The sequence below is a fragment of the Caballeronia sp. AZ1_KS37 genome, assembly GCF_023631165.1.
GTDB lineage: Bacteria > Pseudomonadota > Gammaproteobacteria > Burkholderiales > Burkholderiaceae > Caballeronia > Caballeronia zhejiangensis.
This window is the reverse complement of sequence record NZ_JALQDP010000005.1, coordinates 52,340-66,530: the sequence shown is the minus strand read 5'-3', so window position 1 is coordinate 66,530 and position 14,191 is coordinate 52,340. Positions and strand designations below refer to the sequence as shown.

Annotated in this window: 14 protein-coding genes, 1 tRNA gene and 1 pseudogene; 7 read left to right on the top strand and 9 right to left on the bottom strand. The window is 63.2% G+C overall.

Annotation, left to right across the window (positions count from 1 at the left end):
- Positions 1 to 20 precede the first annotated feature (20 nt).
- Positions 21 to 1,190 carry a porin gene (locus NCS00_RS05615; protein ID WP_241484860.1) on the bottom strand — a complete coding sequence of 390 codons (1,170 nt, stop codon included), beginning with the start codon at positions 1,188 to 1,190 and terminating at the stop codon, positions 21 to 23.
- 217 nt (positions 1,191 to 1,407) lie between these two features.
- Here NCS00_RS05615 and NCS00_RS05610 point away from each other — a divergent pair, with 217 nt between their 5' ends.
- A complete protein-coding gene (locus tag NCS00_RS05610; RefSeq protein WP_008350391.1) occupies positions 1,408 to 2,148 on the top strand; it encodes an SDR family oxidoreductase in 741 nt (246 codons plus the stop codon).
- Between the two features lie 12 nt (positions 2,149 to 2,160).
- Here NCS00_RS05610 and NCS00_RS05605 read toward each other — a convergent pair whose 3' ends face one another.
- A complete protein-coding gene (locus NCS00_RS05605) occupies positions 2,161 to 2,832 on the bottom strand; it encodes a reverse transcriptase-like protein (protein WP_250439560.1) in 672 nt (223 codons plus the stop codon).
- 110 nt (positions 2,833 to 2,942) lie between these two features.
- Here NCS00_RS05605 and NCS00_RS05600 point away from each other — a divergent pair, with 110 nt between their 5' ends.
- A complete protein-coding gene (locus NCS00_RS05600; RefSeq protein ID WP_250439559.1) occupies positions 2,943 to 3,449 on the top strand; it encodes a PRC-barrel domain-containing protein in 507 nt (168 codons plus the stop codon).
- A gap of 50 nt (positions 3,450 to 3,499) precedes the next feature.
- Here the strand turns inward: NCS00_RS05600 and NCS00_RS05595 are convergent, their stop codons facing one another.
- A complete protein-coding gene (locus tag NCS00_RS05595; RefSeq protein WP_008350396.1) occupies positions 3,500 to 3,742 on the bottom strand; it encodes a hypothetical protein in 243 nt (80 codons plus the stop codon).
- Between NCS00_RS05595 and NCS00_RS05590 the strand changes: the two genes are divergently transcribed.
- On the top strand, positions 3,741 to 4,052 hold the full coding sequence (locus tag NCS00_RS05590; protein ID WP_372492530.1) for a hypothetical protein: 312 nt from the start codon (positions 3,741 to 3,743) through the stop codon (positions 4,050 to 4,052). The two genes, NCS00_RS05595 and NCS00_RS05590, sit on opposite strands and share 2 nt — an antisense overlap.
- Before the next feature lie 62 nt (positions 4,053 to 4,114).
- Here NCS00_RS05590 and NCS00_RS05585 read toward each other — a convergent pair.
- Together NCS00_RS05585 and NCS00_RS05580 are read right to left on the bottom strand one after the other, a co-directional pair.
- Positions 4,115 to 4,635: pseudogene (locus NCS00_RS05585) on the bottom strand (DUF2968 domain-containing protein).
- 514 nt (positions 4,636 to 5,149) lie between these two features.
- A complete protein-coding gene (locus NCS00_RS05580; protein WP_008350403.1) occupies positions 5,150 to 5,725 on the bottom strand; it encodes a hypothetical protein in 576 nt (191 codons plus the stop codon).
- 237 nt (positions 5,726 to 5,962) lie between these two features.
- Here NCS00_RS05580 and NCS00_RS05575 point away from each other — a divergent pair, with 237 nt between their 5' ends.
- The 3 genes from NCS00_RS05575 to NCS00_RS05565 all read left to right on the top strand — a co-directional run bounded on the left by NCS00_RS05575 (position 5,963) and on the right by NCS00_RS05565 (position 8,556).
- Complete coding sequence (locus tag NCS00_RS05575) at positions 5,963 to 6,238, top strand: hypothetical protein (protein WP_008350405.1); 276 nt, start codon at positions 5,963 to 5,965, stop codon at positions 6,236 to 6,238.
- Between the two features lie 169 nt (positions 6,239 to 6,407).
- The gene (locus tag NCS00_RS05570; RefSeq protein ID WP_250439556.1) at positions 6,408 to 7,865 is read left to right on the top strand and encodes an esterase-like activity of phytase family protein; all 1,458 of its coding nucleotides are present in this window, start codon (positions 6,408 to 6,410) and stop codon (positions 7,863 to 7,865) included.
- A gap of 172 nt (positions 7,866 to 8,037) precedes the next feature.
- A complete protein-coding gene (locus NCS00_RS05565) occupies positions 8,038 to 8,556 on the top strand; it encodes a hypothetical protein (protein WP_250439554.1) in 519 nt (172 codons plus the stop codon).
- Between the two features lie 11 nt (positions 8,557 to 8,567).
- On the opposite strand, the gene NCS00_RS05560 is transcribed toward NCS00_RS05565, so the two are convergent.
- Entirely contained in the window at positions 8,568 to 10,154 is a 1,587-nt protein-coding gene (locus NCS00_RS05560) for an inorganic phosphate transporter (RefSeq protein WP_250439553.1), read from the bottom strand.
- 524 nt (positions 10,155 to 10,678) lie between these two features.
- Between NCS00_RS05560 and NCS00_RS05555 the strand changes: the two genes are divergently transcribed.
- A complete protein-coding gene (locus NCS00_RS05555) occupies positions 10,679 to 11,053 on the top strand; it encodes a hypothetical protein (protein WP_144403848.1) in 375 nt (124 codons plus the stop codon).
- Between the two features lie 635 nt (positions 11,054 to 11,688).
- Here the strand turns inward: NCS00_RS05555 and NCS00_RS05550 are convergent.
- The 3 genes from NCS00_RS05550 to NCS00_RS05540 all read right to left on the bottom strand — a co-directional run bounded on the left by NCS00_RS05550 (position 11,689) and on the right by NCS00_RS05540 (position 14,169).
- Positions 11,689 to 11,778 (bottom strand) — tRNA-Ser (locus tag NCS00_RS05550).
- 43 nt (positions 11,779 to 11,821) lie between these two features.
- Positions 11,822 to 13,846, bottom strand: coding sequence for a sodium:solute symporter family protein (locus tag NCS00_RS05545; protein ID WP_008350416.1), 2,025 nt, complete (start codon positions 13,844 to 13,846; stop codon positions 11,822 to 11,824).
- A complete protein-coding gene (locus NCS00_RS05540) occupies positions 13,843 to 14,169 on the bottom strand; it encodes a DUF4212 domain-containing protein (protein WP_008350418.1) in 327 nt (108 codons plus the stop codon). Before NCS00_RS05540 ends, NCS00_RS05545 begins: the two co-directional genes overlap by 4 nt.
- Between the last annotated feature and the right edge of the window lie 22 nt (positions 14,170 to 14,191).

The following is a 14,191-nucleotide window of genomic DNA, read 5'->3' as shown; positions in this document are numbered from 1 at the left end:
GCGCGACGCCCGCAGAATGGTCAGAAACGATGACGGATGCCCGTGCTCAACATCAGCTGATTGCGGCCGCTCGACGGATCGTTGGTGTTGATCACCGCCGGCGCGCCCGACGAAGCGCGCTGATAGATCGACTCCAGATACACGTCCGTGCGCTTGGAGAGCAGATAGTCCACCTGCAGCGCGCCCTCGTGCCAGTGCGCGCCGCCGCCGTTGGTGTACACGTACATTCCGGAGATCTGAATCGCCGGCGTCAGCTTGTAGATGCCGTTGATCTCGTAATTGTTGAGCGCGAGCGATGGCATCAGCTCGCCGGTGTCGGCATCGGTGACGCCGGAATTGATCGCGCGGGAAAATGCGCCGCCCAACGTGAATTCGCCGATCTCGTAGCTCATGCCGACGCCGAACGTGTTCTGCCGCTGCACGTTGGCGTTGAATATCGTGTTGCCCGGGCCGGGCAGCGCGAGCGAATCGTATGCGCCGCTCGTCGTGTTGCCGCGCCCGTTGTTGTGCAGATAGGCGGCGCCCGCGTTGAAGGAGCCCGCCGAATAGTTGGCCCCGACGCTGTACGCGCGATTGTCCGAAAATCCGCCCGCTTGATTCGAGAACGCGTAGAGACCGCCGAAACTCAGGCCGCCATAGTTTCCACTGGTGTATTTGACGGAGTTCGCCGCGAGGAACGAGTTGTTCGCGTTGTCGTTGTCGAGCAGATGCGCGAACGCCGTGCCGCCCGTGTTGCCGGTCAGCGTGAAGGTCTGGAAGTAATCGTGGATCGAGTCGTATTGATGGCCGAAGGTGAGCGTGCCGAGCGTATCGGTGCCGATGCCGACATACATCGGATGATCGTTCAGCCCCTCGCCCGTCGCGACGGACAAGCCGCGCTCGAGCCGGAAGATCGCGCGCGCGCCGCCACCGAGATCCTCGGTGCCTTGCAGTCCCCAGTAACTGCCGTCGATGGTGCCGCTCGTCAGGCGATATTGCGAGTGGCCGCCGACGTTGTTCGTATAAGCGATGCCCGCGTCGAGTTCACCGTAGAGCTGCACCGAGCTCTGAGCCCACGACGCCGCAGGCAAGCCGATGAAGGTCGCGCAAGCCGCGATGCAGCAAGTCAGCGAGCGATTGTTGCGCGCGGCAAGGCGATCGGACTCGGAGATCGACGACGCAGCTCGGGATGCTTTGCGGCGATTCGGCATGGCAGGCTCCGATGATTCTTGTTTGAGATCGATTGTCAATTTTGTGAAGAAGCTTGTCAGTCAAAAGAAGATGCCCGATCGCATCTGTGTCCAGGAACCAACGAACGACCGTATTCCCCGCTCGCTCCTGTTGCGGGGATGACGCGTTTTGGCGTAGCCGGCGCCCCACCGCGCTTGTCGATAGAATCGGACGACTTCAGCCAACCCGACCACGCTCATGTCCGAACCGATTCGCGTCATCCTCACCGGCCACACCCGCGGACTCGGCGCCGCGCTCGCTTCGCTGCTGCTCGAGCAAGGCGCGCAAGTGCTCGCGATTTCCCGAAAGCGCAACGACGAACTCGCCGCGCGCCATCCCGGTCAGTTGCACGAAGTCGAGCTCGATCTCGCCGATCTCCCGAAGCTCACCGAATGGCTGTCGGGCGACGCCCTGTCCCGCTTCGTGTCCGGCGCGCAACGCGTGGTGCTCGTCAACAACGCGGGCCTGCTCGCGCCGGTCGGCAGTCTCGCGGATCAGAAGCCGGCCGACGTCGCGCGCGCGGTCAGTGTGAACGTCGCCGCACCGCTGATGCTTGCGTCGGCGGTGGCGCAGGCGGCCGGGCCGTCGATCGACACGCGCATCGTGCATATTTCGAGCGGCGCGGCGCGCAACGCTTACCCCGGCTGGAGCATCTACTGCGCGACCAAGGCGGCGCTCGATCATCACGCGCGCGCGGTCGCGCTCGACGGCAATCGCGCGCTGCGCATCTGCAGCGTCGCGCCGGGCGTCGTCGACACCGACATGCAGGCCGAAATCCGCGGCACCGCGCTCGAACGCTTCCCGATGCGCGAGCGCTTCGACGCGCTCAAGCGCGACGGCCATCTCGCAACGCCCGAGGCGTCGGCGCGCAAGGTCGTCGATTATCTCCTGAGCGACGCATTCGGCGACACCCCGACGGCGGACGTCCGCGATTTGTAATGATTCCGCAAGTCAGGCCGCTTCTACCGACGCGCGCGCCACGTCGAGCGCCTGACGCGACAGCGCATCGGCGCGGGCGTTGCGCGCACGCGGAATCCACTGCAGACGCACATCGCCGATCTGCGCGATGAGCGAGCGCACGCGCGCGGCGTGATGCGCGAGCGAGCGGATGCCGGCGTTCTCCGATGCGCTGACGTCCTCGATGACGACGCGGCTGTCGCCGTAGATCACCGCATCCGCTGCACCTTCGCGCAGCGCCGCTTCGAGAAGCGCGATCAGCGCGAGATATTCCGCCGCGCTGCTGTCGCCGATGCCCGCGGCGATGCTGATCTCGACCGTCTCCCCGAGCGGACCGACGAGCACCCCTCCCATTCCCAGCCGCCCGGGATTCGGCAGCGCGGAGCCGTCGAACCAGCCGCGCCATCCTGTCGCTTCGGGCTCGGTCCTACGCGGCCTGCTCCGTTCGGCGCGCCGGGCGTCGCGTGAGCGCAGCGCATCGGCGTTTCGGATTTGCTCGGCGCGGCGCGCATCGACGAAATCTCGCAAGGATTGCTCGCCCGCCGCCTTCTGCAACGTCCTGACGAGCGCCGCGTGCTCGGTGAGCGCCGCGCCTTTGGCGAGACGGCGGCTCTGCATGCGCTCCTTCTTGTAGGCGACGGCCAGCAATTCCTCGAAAGCGATCATGGGCAGCGGACGGAATGAACGAATTCCGAGCTTAGCAGAGCGCGATGACACGCCATGGGTACGGCCGTTGCTCACCATGACGTGTCTCACGATGGTCAAAGGAGCGGATCATGAGTCAATCGATGGAACCGGCTTCCGCGGGCGCGAAGATCGTCGGCAAGGGCGCGGCGACGGCCGCCGGCCCCGGACCCGATGTCATGGCGGCGAGCACGCTCGACGGCAATCCGGTAAGAAGCAGCGACGGCCAGGATGTCGGATCGCTGAAGGAAATCATGCTCGACGTGACGAGCGGACGGATCGCTTATGCGGTGCTGTCGAGCGGCGGCTTTCTGGGCATCGGCGACAAACTGCTCGCTGTGCCGTGGAGCGCACTCACGCTCGATACGGACAACCACTGCTTCCGGATCGACGCGACGGCCGAGCAGGTGCGCAACTCGCCGGGCTTCGACAAGGATTCCTGGCCTTCGATGGCGGATCGCGTCTGGGCGAGCACCGTGCATCAGCACTACGGACGCGAGCCGTACTGGTCGAGCGACCGGACGAGCGACGTCGGCCCGGGCGGCGCGATCCCGCCCGGCGGCGTGGATGCGCCCGAAGCGGGCGGCGTGAAGCTATAGCAAAGGGGAATCGCCGCCGATGGGCGGCATTGAAGACGCGCGGCGCGCGGTCAGTCGAGCGGCCGCTCTCCGACCTGAATGTTGACGCCTTCGGTTTCGCCCATCAGCGCGCGCAGGACATCGCCTGCGAAATCCTCGATGGCGAAGTGCCATTCGAGCGAGCCGACCGGGAAGTCGTTGGGGCTGCACTTGCCTTGTGCACGGCGAATCGCACCGACCGAGAGGCTCAGCGCGCGAGCGTGCTGAAAGTGCGGATCGTCCGAGTCGAGGAACGGGAATTGGTCTTTATCCATGACATCCTTAACGGTCCCCGCCGACGAAACTTTAGGCCTGCTACGAGCGCGCAATCGTTTGCGTACGTTCGAGTTTGAAGACACCATGCAGCCTTATCGAAATATTGCCGGCAATTCGGGCGTCGAAGCATTCGACATCCTGCACGACGGCATCAAAGTGCGCTTCGTCAACGGCGGGACATACCTGTATGACTATCGCGTGCCCGGTCGCGCGCGCGTCGAGGAAATGAAGCAACTGGCCCGCGCCGGACGCGGGCTCAGCACATACATTGCGAAGTTCGGTGGGGAGTATGCCGAAAGAATCGACTAGCTGCCCGAAGGGGCGATTCTACGCGAGATCGGGAAGTTTTCTTCGGACGATTGAATGTGGCGTCATCGAACGACAGGCAGATTCGGCACGTTCTCGTTGACCGCCGTGTTGAGTTGGTGAAGCTGGCGCTGCAGTTTGTTGAGTTGCGCCTGCGCCGCGGCGCGCCGTCCCTCGAGTTGCGCCAGCTCCTTGCGAATTTCCTGCTGCTTGAGCGCAACCTCCTGATCGTGCCGCCCGCCTCGCTGCAAATCGACGCGCACGCGCTCGATCTGCGCGTCCGATTCCGCGGTGAGACGTTCGATCTGCTCGTTCTGCGCTTCGAGATGCGCGCGCCGCATTTCGGCGTCGGCAAGCCGCATCGCCTGTTCGACGAAATGACGGAACGCCGATTCCGCCGCGCCGAGATCGCCGGCCTTGAGCACGCGCCAGACCGCATCCTCATGATGGAGCACGGCGTAATAGATCAGATCGCGCGGATAAACAGCAGGCTCGCGGAATAGGCGAAGCTCTGAAACGTGCGAAACGTCGAGAGCGCGCCTTGCTGAACGAGCCATTCGACTTCCGCGAGATGCGCGGCCTGCACGGCTTCCTTGCCGGATTGCTGGGTGGCGGGAACGACCCCGGGCCGCAGCGGCGTGACGCGCGTCGAAAGCTGAGCCGGGACGGACTCCCCCTCGGACAGGTCTTCGGCGTGGATCTCCGGCGCGGTGAAGCCGCGTGGAATGTTGGCTTTTTGACGCACGAGAAACGATGGTGCGTTGTCGAGCAAGCTCCCTCTTCTGCTCAGCAGGCTTTTCACGATGGCTCCCTGGCCAGTCTTTTCCAGCACTGGCCGTCATGCATTGCGGTTGGTTTGAATTCGGTACCGCGACACGCGTTATTCGATTCGAATGAATACCGGCGCAACCATTCTGCATGACGAACGGAATCTGCTTTCTTTCGCTCGAATAAGCTATCGGATCAAGTATAGGCGAGACGTCCGGCGATTCAAACGATGCAGAAAATGCCGCCGACGCAGTGCGCGGATTCCGTGAGAAAAAGGATAAAAATGTAACGCGATGAAAAAATCGGAATGCGCCGAATGCAACGATCGAAAATCAAGAGTGGCGATAAAACGCTTGCGTCCCGTTCATCCTCATCCTGGCGATTTGAGCGGAGCGCGCTTTCGACATCAAGGCGACCATACGCATGATCCTGATGCCCTGAAGACCGCACGCAATGCCCGGCGTCTCAGCGACGCGCGACTCGAGCGAACCCATGACGCCATGCAGATTGACGACAGGCGTCGGCAATCCGGGCATGCCGATCTGCGTCGCGGGCCTGTGCAGCGGCGCGTGCGTCAGTGCGGCTTCGCGCCGATCGTCCGCGAAGAAATCTGACAGAACCTCTGGCGTTTCGACATGAGGCGCGCCTTCGTTTCGATTCTGAAAAAATTCGTCAATCGATTCCAAATAACGAACCGGCGTTTCTTCGACACGCCGTGCAATCGCCGCGCAGCGTTGCAGTTTCCAGTTTTCGCGCTGACTGACTGCCGCGATCGAATCCGCGATACGCGCGCGCATTTCCGCTTCGCGACGCGCAATCAATGCGTTCAGCATGTGCGCTTCCTCGCCCGACTCCTCGGGCAATTGATCGCGCCATTTCAATAATTCGCTCAGTGCGATGATCGACATGAAGTACTCCGTGGCGTGCAGACTTTCGAACGGGAAACAGGCAATTCGATATTGTTTGGATCGCGAATTGTAATAGACCCGCGCCCTGGATCGCCTGTCAAATATCCTATCCGTTTATCGGCCATTTAGCGTCGCTTAAGACATAAATAAGGACAGTCCTAATCGCGGCGCACGCGGCACGTTCGATGCTGACGGTTCTGTAAGCGGCGCGCCTGGCGCCGGCTCAAGGAGACAGATATGAAAACCACTACCGCGATCGCTGGCGCGCTCCTCGCGCTGGCCAGCACCAGCGCGCTTTCGGAGGAAATGTCGCGCGATCAGTTGATGCAGCGTCAGCAGCAGATGCAGCCGGGCAAGAATGAACCGATGCCCGCCCCGCGCACGGGCGACTCGTCGCAAGGCGGCGTGCAGTCCGGCACCTCCGGCGGCGGCACGCTGATGCAGCAGCGCGAGCAAGGGATGTCGCCGGCTCAGCCGGGTGACTCCAAATCGACCGGGACGATCAAGCAGTAGCCGCGCACTTTCGTCCACGACGCCGGCCTTGCGCCGGCGTTGTCGTTTCGGAATCGCGCGCTCGCATCGGTCGGATATGGCTCAAAGTAAAGGATCGCTTCCTTAGTCATACGAACGTCACTTGCCGCTCGTAATAATGCGCGGGCAATTCCATAGAAAGGAGACGTTCATGGTTCGAGCGCGTGCATGTGCCTTGTCGTTCGGTTTTTTAGCGTTGAACATCGCGGGTTCGTCCGCTTGGGCGAGCGTCGATCTCATCGCGATCGGTCAGTTGAGCGGCAATGCCGTCGATCGCTCGAAGGCGACGGCCGCGCCGCTCGAAAACGGCGCGCCGGGCAATCTGCTCGGCGGGCTCGGCTCCGGACTCGCGTATGCCGGCTGCGACACGTTTCTCGCCGTGCCCGATCGCGGCCCGAACGCGATCTCGTACAACAAGGCCATCGACGACACCGCGTCGTACATCAACCGTTTCCAGACGCTGATCCTGCGCCTCCAAGCCGGCGCGAAAGGCGGCACGTTGCCCTACACGCTCGATCCGACACTCGTCGACACGACGCTCCTCCATACGCGCGAGCCGCTCGTGTACGGCGACGGCGCCGCGGCGAACGTCGGCAACGGCGCGCCCGCGTTCAACGCGAAGAAGCACACGCACTACTTCACCGGCCGCTCCGACAACTTCGCGCCGACGCGGCCGTCGACGTATCCGCGCGACGCGCGCTTCGATCCGGAAAGCATCCGCGTGGCGCGCGACGGCGCGAGCGTCTTCATCTCCGACGAATACGGCCCGTACATCTATCGCTTCGACCGGCAGAGCGGCGAGCGCATCGCGGCGTACGCGGTGCCGGCGTCGTTCGCGGTGACGGCGCTCTCGCCCGTCGGCAGCGACGAGATCGGCGCGAACGCGTCGGGCCGCGTCGCGAACAAAGGCATGGAAGGCCTCGCGATCTCGCCGGACGGCGACGCGCTCTTCGGCGCGATGCAAAGTCCGCTGCTGCAGGACGGCGGCACCAATGGCGCGTACACGCGCATCCTGCGCATCGATCTGCGCACCGGCAAGTCGACGCAGTTCGCCTATCCGCTCACCAACATGGGCACGGCCGACAAACCGAACTATCCGACGATCAGCGATATCGTCGCCGTGAACGACCACGAGCTTCTGCTCGACGAGCGCGACGGCAAGGGCCTCGGCGACGATTCGAGCGCGGCCGTCAAGCGCGTGTATCACGTCGATATTTCGGGCGCGCAGGACGTGAGCCAGACGAGCGGCGCGAGCGGCCTCGCGCCTTTCGCGCTGCAGAAGACGCTGTTCCTCGATGTCGTCAAGGCGCTGAACGCGCACGGCATCGCGTCGACCGACATTCCGGCGAAGCTCGAAAGCCTCGCGTTCGGGCCGGACGTGCGCGTCGGCGGCGCGCTCAAGCACACGTTGTTCATCGCGAACGACAACGACTTCGTCGGCACCGTGACGGACACGAACCATCCGGACGGCATCGATAATCCGAACCAGTTCTTCGTCTTCGCGATCGACGATGCCGATCTGCCGGGCTATGTCGCGCAACGTCTCGACGACAAGGCTTGCCGCTCCCGCCACGACGACGATCACGGCCATCGCGGTCATGACGATTGACGCGGCCCCTTCGCGCGCTTATCCACAGTTTCGGTGGACAAGCGTGTAGATAAGTCGAGGGCCGCGCGTCTATCCCGTTGATGCGACACGCGTTTCGCGGATGCGTCCGGCGAACGCGCGCCTCCTTAAACCGTATATACTGTTTTCTCCACATACGACGGGAGAGAACGGGATGAGCACACCGCAAGTCAAGGCGCCGACGAAGACGGCGTTTCATTTCCCCAAGGGCGCAACGGAAGCCGCGCCCGCTCCCGCGAAGCGCGGGGCCAAGGCCAGCAAGAAGACGGCTAAACCCGCAGAGCAGACCAAGGCCGCGGCCACGACGCCGAAGACCGCGAAGAAGCCGGCCGCGAAAGCGCCCGTCGCAAAGAAAGCCGGGAAGACGCCGACAGTCGAAGCCGCTGCCGCGAAGAAAACGGAAAAGACCGTCGCGAGCCAGCCGAACGCCGACGCGAAAGCCCGCCGCGTCAAGAAGGAAAAAGTCGTGCGCGACAGCTTCACGATGCCCAAGTCCGACTACGCGAAGATCGCCGCGCTCAAGGAGAAGTGCCAGAAGAACGGCGTGCGCGTGAAGAAGAGCGAACTGCTGCGGGCCGCGCTCGCGATGCTCGACGCCGCGCCCGAGAAACGCCTCGTCGAAGCGATCAAGGCGCTCGAAACGGTCAAGACCGGCCGCCCGGCGAACGCCTGAACGTCACGCACTCAGAAGAGATTTCTGAACGCCCAGTAGAGACCGGCGGCGAGCGCGATCGACGCCGGCAACGTCAGCACCCACGCGAGCACGAGGCTGCGCACGGTGTTCCATTGCAGCCCCGAGCCGTTGGCAGCCATCGTTCCGGCGACGCCCGAAGACAGCACGTGCGTCGTCGAGACCGGCAGGCCGTAGGCATCCGCCGCACCGATGGTCAGCATCGCGATCAACTCCGCCGACGCGCCCTGCCCGTACGTCAGATGCTGCTTGCCGATCTTCTCGCCCACGGTCACGACGATGCGCTTCCAGCCGACCATCGTGCCGAGCCCGAGCGCGATCGCCACCGCGACCTTCACCCACGTCGGGATAAACTTCGTCGCGTGATCGAGCTGCTTCTTGTAGTTGTCGATCACGGCGCGGTCCGCGGGCGCGAACGCGGGCGCGTTCGCCTTCTCCATCAGGCGGATCGCTTCGGACGCGAGATACATGTTGTTGCGCACGTTATCGACAAGGTTCTGCGGCACCGCCGCGAGCGATCCCGACGCGCCGACCTGGTTCGCGATGATGTCGGTCAGTTGCTTCAGCGCGGGCAGCGTCGCGGGCGAAAGCTGGCGCGTACGCACGTAGGATTGAACGTCTTCGCGTGCATCGGCGGATGGTGGCGCATCGTTCAGATATTTCGCGAAGCTCGCCGATGCCTCGTGCGCCACGGCTACGAAGTTCTGCGTTTCGGCGGGGTTCACCGCCTTGTTGAGCGCGTAGGCAGTCGGCACCGTGCCGATCAGAATCAGCATGATGAGACCCATGCCTTTCTGCCCGTCGTTCGAGCCGTGAGCGAACGACACGCCCGTGCATGTCAGAATCAGCAGTGCGCGAATCCAGAACGGCGGCGGATGATTTTTCTTCGGTTCCTTATAGAGCGCCGGCACGCGCACGAGCGCCTTCAGCAAAAGCAAGAGGAGTCCCGCGCAGATGAAGCCGACGATCGGCGAGAACAGCAGCGACTTGCCGACGCCCGCCGCCTGCGACCAGTCGACGCCGCTCGTGCCGTTCGGCCCGCGCAATAGCTGATTCATGAGACCGACGCCGATGATCGAGCCGATCAGCGTATGCGAGCTCGACGACGGCAGGCCGAAATACCACGTCGCGAGGTTCCAGATGATCGCGGCGATGAGCAACGCGAAGACCATCGCGAAGCCTGCGCTGCTGCCGACCTGGAGTATCAGCTCGACGGGCAGCAGTTGCAGGATGCCGAACGCGACCGCGCCGCTCGAAACCAGCACGCCGATGAAATTCCACGTCCCGGACCAGACCACCGCGAGGTTCGGCGTCAGCGAGTGCGTGTAGATGACGGTCGCGACCGCGTTGGCGGTGTCGTGGAAGCCGTTGACGAACTCGAATCCGAGCGCGATCAGCAGCGCGACGGCGAGCAGGAAATAAGGCAGTGCGGAACTCAGCCGGACGGATTCGAGATCGTTAGCCAGATGCAATCCGACATAACCGATACCGCCGAGAAGTATGAGACCGAAAACGATGAGACCGGTCCGGCGTGTGCGTTCGCTCACGCCGCCCTGCTGAGGAGATGCGATGTCCGGCATGGTTGCCTCGCGTTCACCGTAGCGGAGCAAAGGATACGGTCCGTCGACCTTTCCGACTGTGAATCTTTTGTGTCAACAGTTCATGTAAAACTTTCGCTGCGCGCATGCTGACGCGCGTGCCCCTCCTTTCGCCCATGTCCGCATGCAAAGCGCGCTCCCCGCGTCATGCGGGTTTTGCGCTCGCGGAAGCATCGGCATCCTGAACGCATCGGAGTCGCGCACGTGACGCCGTTCGCCATCGATATCCGCAAAGGGGGCTGCCATGTACTTCGGGACACTCGTCGCTCGGTCGCGCGACGATCAGGAAAATGCGACCTGGCAGCGCGACATGGATGCATCGCGCGTCGTCACGGCCGGCCGTTGCCGCGCGTTCTGGCGTTGGCTCGCACGATGCTTCGCGTGAGCGGAAACATCCGAAAGTAAAGGATCGTCGCGCACCCGAGGTAATAGGATTCGTCCGAGCGTTTCCAAGCGCCGGAGCGGCTTAAATGCAGGCCTTCCGTTATTACAAGAGGCTTTTCAAGATGAATGACCTGCATATTTCCGTCGATCCGAACGGCCACGCGACGCTCTCGCAGTCGGTGCAGATCAGCGAACATTGCAACAACCGCGCGCGACTGCTTACGTCGCTCGTGAACATCGTCGCTGCGCCGGGTGGCTTCGAGCACTTCTGCGCTTATCCCGAAGCGATGCGGCGCGACATCCTGAATTTGCTGCGCTCGGTGGCAGAGGAGCAATTGCCGCTTATCGCCGCACTCGAGGAGCACGCGACGAAGGCCGGTTATGAGCGAGGTGCTCAGGCGGCGCGCGAAGTGCTCATTCAGGAACAGCAGGCGGCGAACTCCGCGCTGCACTACGACGCCGAGAATCACGCCGCTCAGATGATTCTCACGCACTGAGCTTGCAATGCGATGCCCCGTGTCTTACGCGGGGCGTTTCTTTCTCGGCGGATCGGCCGCCGCGCGCAACCGTCCAAAGTCCGTTGCACCGCCGCAAAGCAAGAAGGCGACGCGCGAAGCGGCGGCACAATCCGCAGTCACCACGACGGAAACGGATCGAATTGCAGCGTTTGCCGGCAAGCCGGCGCATCGTTGAACGATTGCCGCTTACATAACGCGATTAATCCGATTTCTTTCCTGGCCGCATCGTCTATCCTTCTGAATGTCGTAAGAGATGGGCTGCATGGGCCGCTGCGCCCTGCCATGTGCGAGAGTTCATCGAGCATTATTAGAGGCGCAACCGTACCAGCGCTCATGACTCTTACGACAACTCTTCTCGCTCCCCTCCACTTGTTGTCCGCATGCTCGACGCTCGATCGATTGCGCGCCGCCATGTTCAATCAGTTATCCGAATCTATGATGTCGAAGCGCGAGGAAAAGGACGAAGCTTCCTCATTTTCGATTTGAACCACTTGAGATTCGAAACAACGACGGGCCGCGTTTCGGATTTTTTCGGCATACGGGCCTTTTACAGCGCCCGCGTCAATTCTGAGAACAAAAAAGAAAAGCCCTTGAAAATCAAGGGCTTGAGGTTCTGGCGGAGAGAGGGGGATTCGAACCCCCGATAGGTTTTACCCTATACACGCTTTCCAGGCGTGCGACTTAAACCACTCATCCATCTCTCCGGAAGACCGCGATTATACCAAGTTCCCGCGCCTGCGCCAGCCCCTACGGATGGCGAATGTAATCGACGAGCGCGCGCGTGTACGCATCCGGCTTCCGATCGAACAGACTCACAACGATCGCCACCGCGAATCCGGCCGGCACCCCGAACACGCCCGAGCTGATCGGCTCGATGCCGAACCAGCGCGGCCCGGCGAAACCCGTCAACTGCACGAAGAACGGATACGTCGACACGATGTAATACACGCAGACGACGAGCCCCGCGATCATGCCCGCGACGACACCCCGCTGCGTCGTGCGCTTCCAGAACACGCCGAGTACGAGCGCCGGAAAGAGACTCGACGCTGCAAGCGAAAACGCCGCGCCGACCAGAAACAGAATGTTGCCCGCATTCAGCGACGCCACATACGACGCGAGCAGCGCCACGCCGAGCAACAGAATCTTCGAGATCGTCACGCGCCGCTGGCTGGTCGCGCGGCGATCGACCATGCAGTAATACACGTCGTGCGAGAGCGCATTCGCGATCGTCAGCAGGAGCCCGTCCGCCGTCGACAAAGCCGCCGCGAGCGCACCGGCGGCAATCAGCCCGGAAATCACATACGGCAATCCCGCGATTTCAGGCGCCGCCAGCACGACCATGTCCGGCTGCATCTGAATGCCGGCCCAGCGCACGATGCCGTCGCCGTTCACATCGCCGATGCGGATCAGATACGGCTCCACGCGCCGCCATTGCGTGACCCACTGCGGCAGATCGGCAAAGCGATGCCCGACGAGCCCCGTCAATATTTCATGCTTGATGAGCACCGCGAGCACCGGCACCGTCAAATAGAACAACGCGACGAAGAACAGCGTCCAGCCGACCGAGCGCCGCGCCGACGACACCGACGTCGTCGTGTTGTAGCGCGTGAGGATGTGCGGCAGGCTCGCCGTGCCGATCGACAGGCACAGGAGCAGCGACAGAAAGTTGATTTGATGCACGCGCGGGCTCTCGTCACCGGCCGAGCCGGGAGCGAACGCCTCGGCCATCGGCACGGGCGCGGCGACGCGCTCGATCAACGCATCGCGTTCGCGCGACCATTTGGCATGCGCATCGGCGGCATCGCGTGGAAAAGCCGCGAGTTCGCGCTCGCGCTCGTTGATCTCGCGCAGCGGCCCGTTGTGCCGGCGCAGTTCCGCGATCTCCGCGGCGAGGCGCGCGTGCTCGGCATGGAACGACTGCGGCAGCGCGTCGATGCGTTGCTGAATCAGCGCGGCCTGCCGCTGATAATCGGCGCGCACGCGCGCTTCGTCGGGCGACACGGCGACCGCGCGTTCGAGCGATTCGACGCGCTCCATCACGCGCCCGTAGTTGAATTGCGGGAACCACCCGAGCCCTTCGCGATGCGCGATCATCGACACGGGAATCAGCATCGCGCTGATGAGGATGATGTATTGCGCGACCTGCGTCCACGTCACCGCGCGCATGCCGCCGAGAAACGAGCACACGAGAATGCCCGCGAGACCGCAGAAGATGCCGATCGAAAACTCGATGCCGATGAACCTCGACGCGATCAGCCCGATGCCCTGGATCTGCGCGACGAGATAGACGAACGAACAGAGAATCGCCGCGAACGCCGCGAGCCCGCGCACGAGGTTGCTGGAGAAGCGCGTGCCGAGAAAATCCGGAATCGTGTAGCGCGCGAGTTTGCGCACGTACGGCGCGAGCAGGAACGCGACGAGGCAATAGCCGCCGGTCCAACCCATCACGTACGCGAGGCCGTCGTAACCACTTGCGTAGATCGACCCGGCAAGCCCGATGAACGATGCCGCCGAAAGCCAGTCGGCGGCCGTCGCCATGCCGTTGAACGCGGACGGCACGCGCCGTCCTGCCACGTAGTATTCGACGAGATCCGACGTGCGCGACAAAAGACCGATCACCGCGTACACCGCGATGGGCACGAACAGGAACACATAGCCGATCCACGTTCCCGGCCCCGTCGTGCGCTCGATGCGCTCCATCAGAAAGATGAACAGCAGGAAGCCGACCGTATAGAGCGCGTAGGAGAGGATCAGCCGGTTCGTGAGCTTCATGCGGCGTCGCCCTGTTCGGCGCGGGCGGCGCGGGCAAGACGCGCATCGGCCATCTGCATCAGCACGATATAGATGAGGATCAGCGCGATGTAGACGAGAATCGCGCCCTGCGCGCCGAAATAGAACGGCAGCGGAAAGCCGGCGACGCGGGCATGCTGGAAGCGTTGCGCGAAGAGCGGCAGGCCGAAGGAGACGACGAAGCCGATGGTCATCAGCACGCCGATCAGCGCGATATTGAAGCGCCAGTAGCGCCGATGCGCGCGCGCCATCGCCGCCGATACGGGCGGCGGCGAGGCAGGCGTCGGGTTGGAAGAATCGGACATGCGGTTTTTTAACAAAACCGCA

Bases quoted from the DNA above. Each gene is read 5' to 3' on its own strand.
- NCS00_RS05540 (WP_008350418.1), bottom strand. From the start codon at position 14,169: ATGTCCGATTCTTCCAACCCGACGCCTGCCTCGCCGCCGCCCGTATCG.
- NCS00_RS05605 (WP_250439560.1), bottom strand. From the start codon at position 2,832: ATGATCGCTTTCGAGGAATTGCTGGCCGTCGCCTACAAGAAGGAGCGC.
- NCS00_RS05575 (WP_008350405.1), top strand. From the start codon at position 5,963: ATGAAAACCACTACCGCGATCGCTGGCGCGCTCCTCGCGCTGGCCAGC.
- NCS00_RS05560 (WP_250439553.1), bottom strand. From the start codon at position 10,154: ATGCCGGACATCGCATCTCCTCAGCAGGGCGGCGTGAGCGAACGCACA.
- NCS00_RS05600 (WP_250439559.1), top strand. From the start codon at position 2,943: ATGAGTCAATCGATGGAACCGGCTTCCGCGGGCGCGAAGATCGTCGGC.
- NCS00_RS05565 (WP_250439554.1), top strand. From the start codon at position 8,038: ATGAGCACACCGCAAGTCAAGGCGCCGACGAAGACGGCGTTTCATTTC.
- NCS00_RS05555 (WP_144403848.1), top strand. From the start codon at position 10,679: ATGAATGACCTGCATATTTCCGTCGATCCGAACGGCCACGCGACGCTC.
- NCS00_RS05580 (WP_008350403.1), bottom strand. From the start codon at position 5,725: ATGTCGATCATCGCACTGAGCGAATTATTGAAATGGCGCGATCAATTG.
- NCS00_RS05545 (WP_008350416.1), bottom strand. From the start codon at position 13,846: ATGAAGCTCACGAACCGGCTGATCCTCTCCTACGCGCTCTATACGGTC.
- NCS00_RS05590 (WP_372492530.1), top strand. From the start codon at position 3,741: ATGACATCCTTAACGGTCCCCGCCGACGAAACTTTAGGCCTGCTACGA.
- NCS00_RS05615 (WP_241484860.1), bottom strand. From the start codon at position 1,190: ATGCCGAATCGCCGCAAAGCATCCCGAGCTGCGTCGTCGATCTCCGAG.
- NCS00_RS05570 (WP_250439556.1), top strand. From the start codon at position 6,408: ATGGTTCGAGCGCGTGCATGTGCCTTGTCGTTCGGTTTTTTAGCGTTG.
- NCS00_RS05595 (WP_008350396.1), bottom strand. From the start codon at position 3,742: ATGGATAAAGACCAATTCCCGTTCCTCGACTCGGACGATCCGCACTTT.
- NCS00_RS05610 (WP_008350391.1), top strand. From the start codon at position 1,408: ATGTCCGAACCGATTCGCGTCATCCTCACCGGCCACACCCGCGGACTC.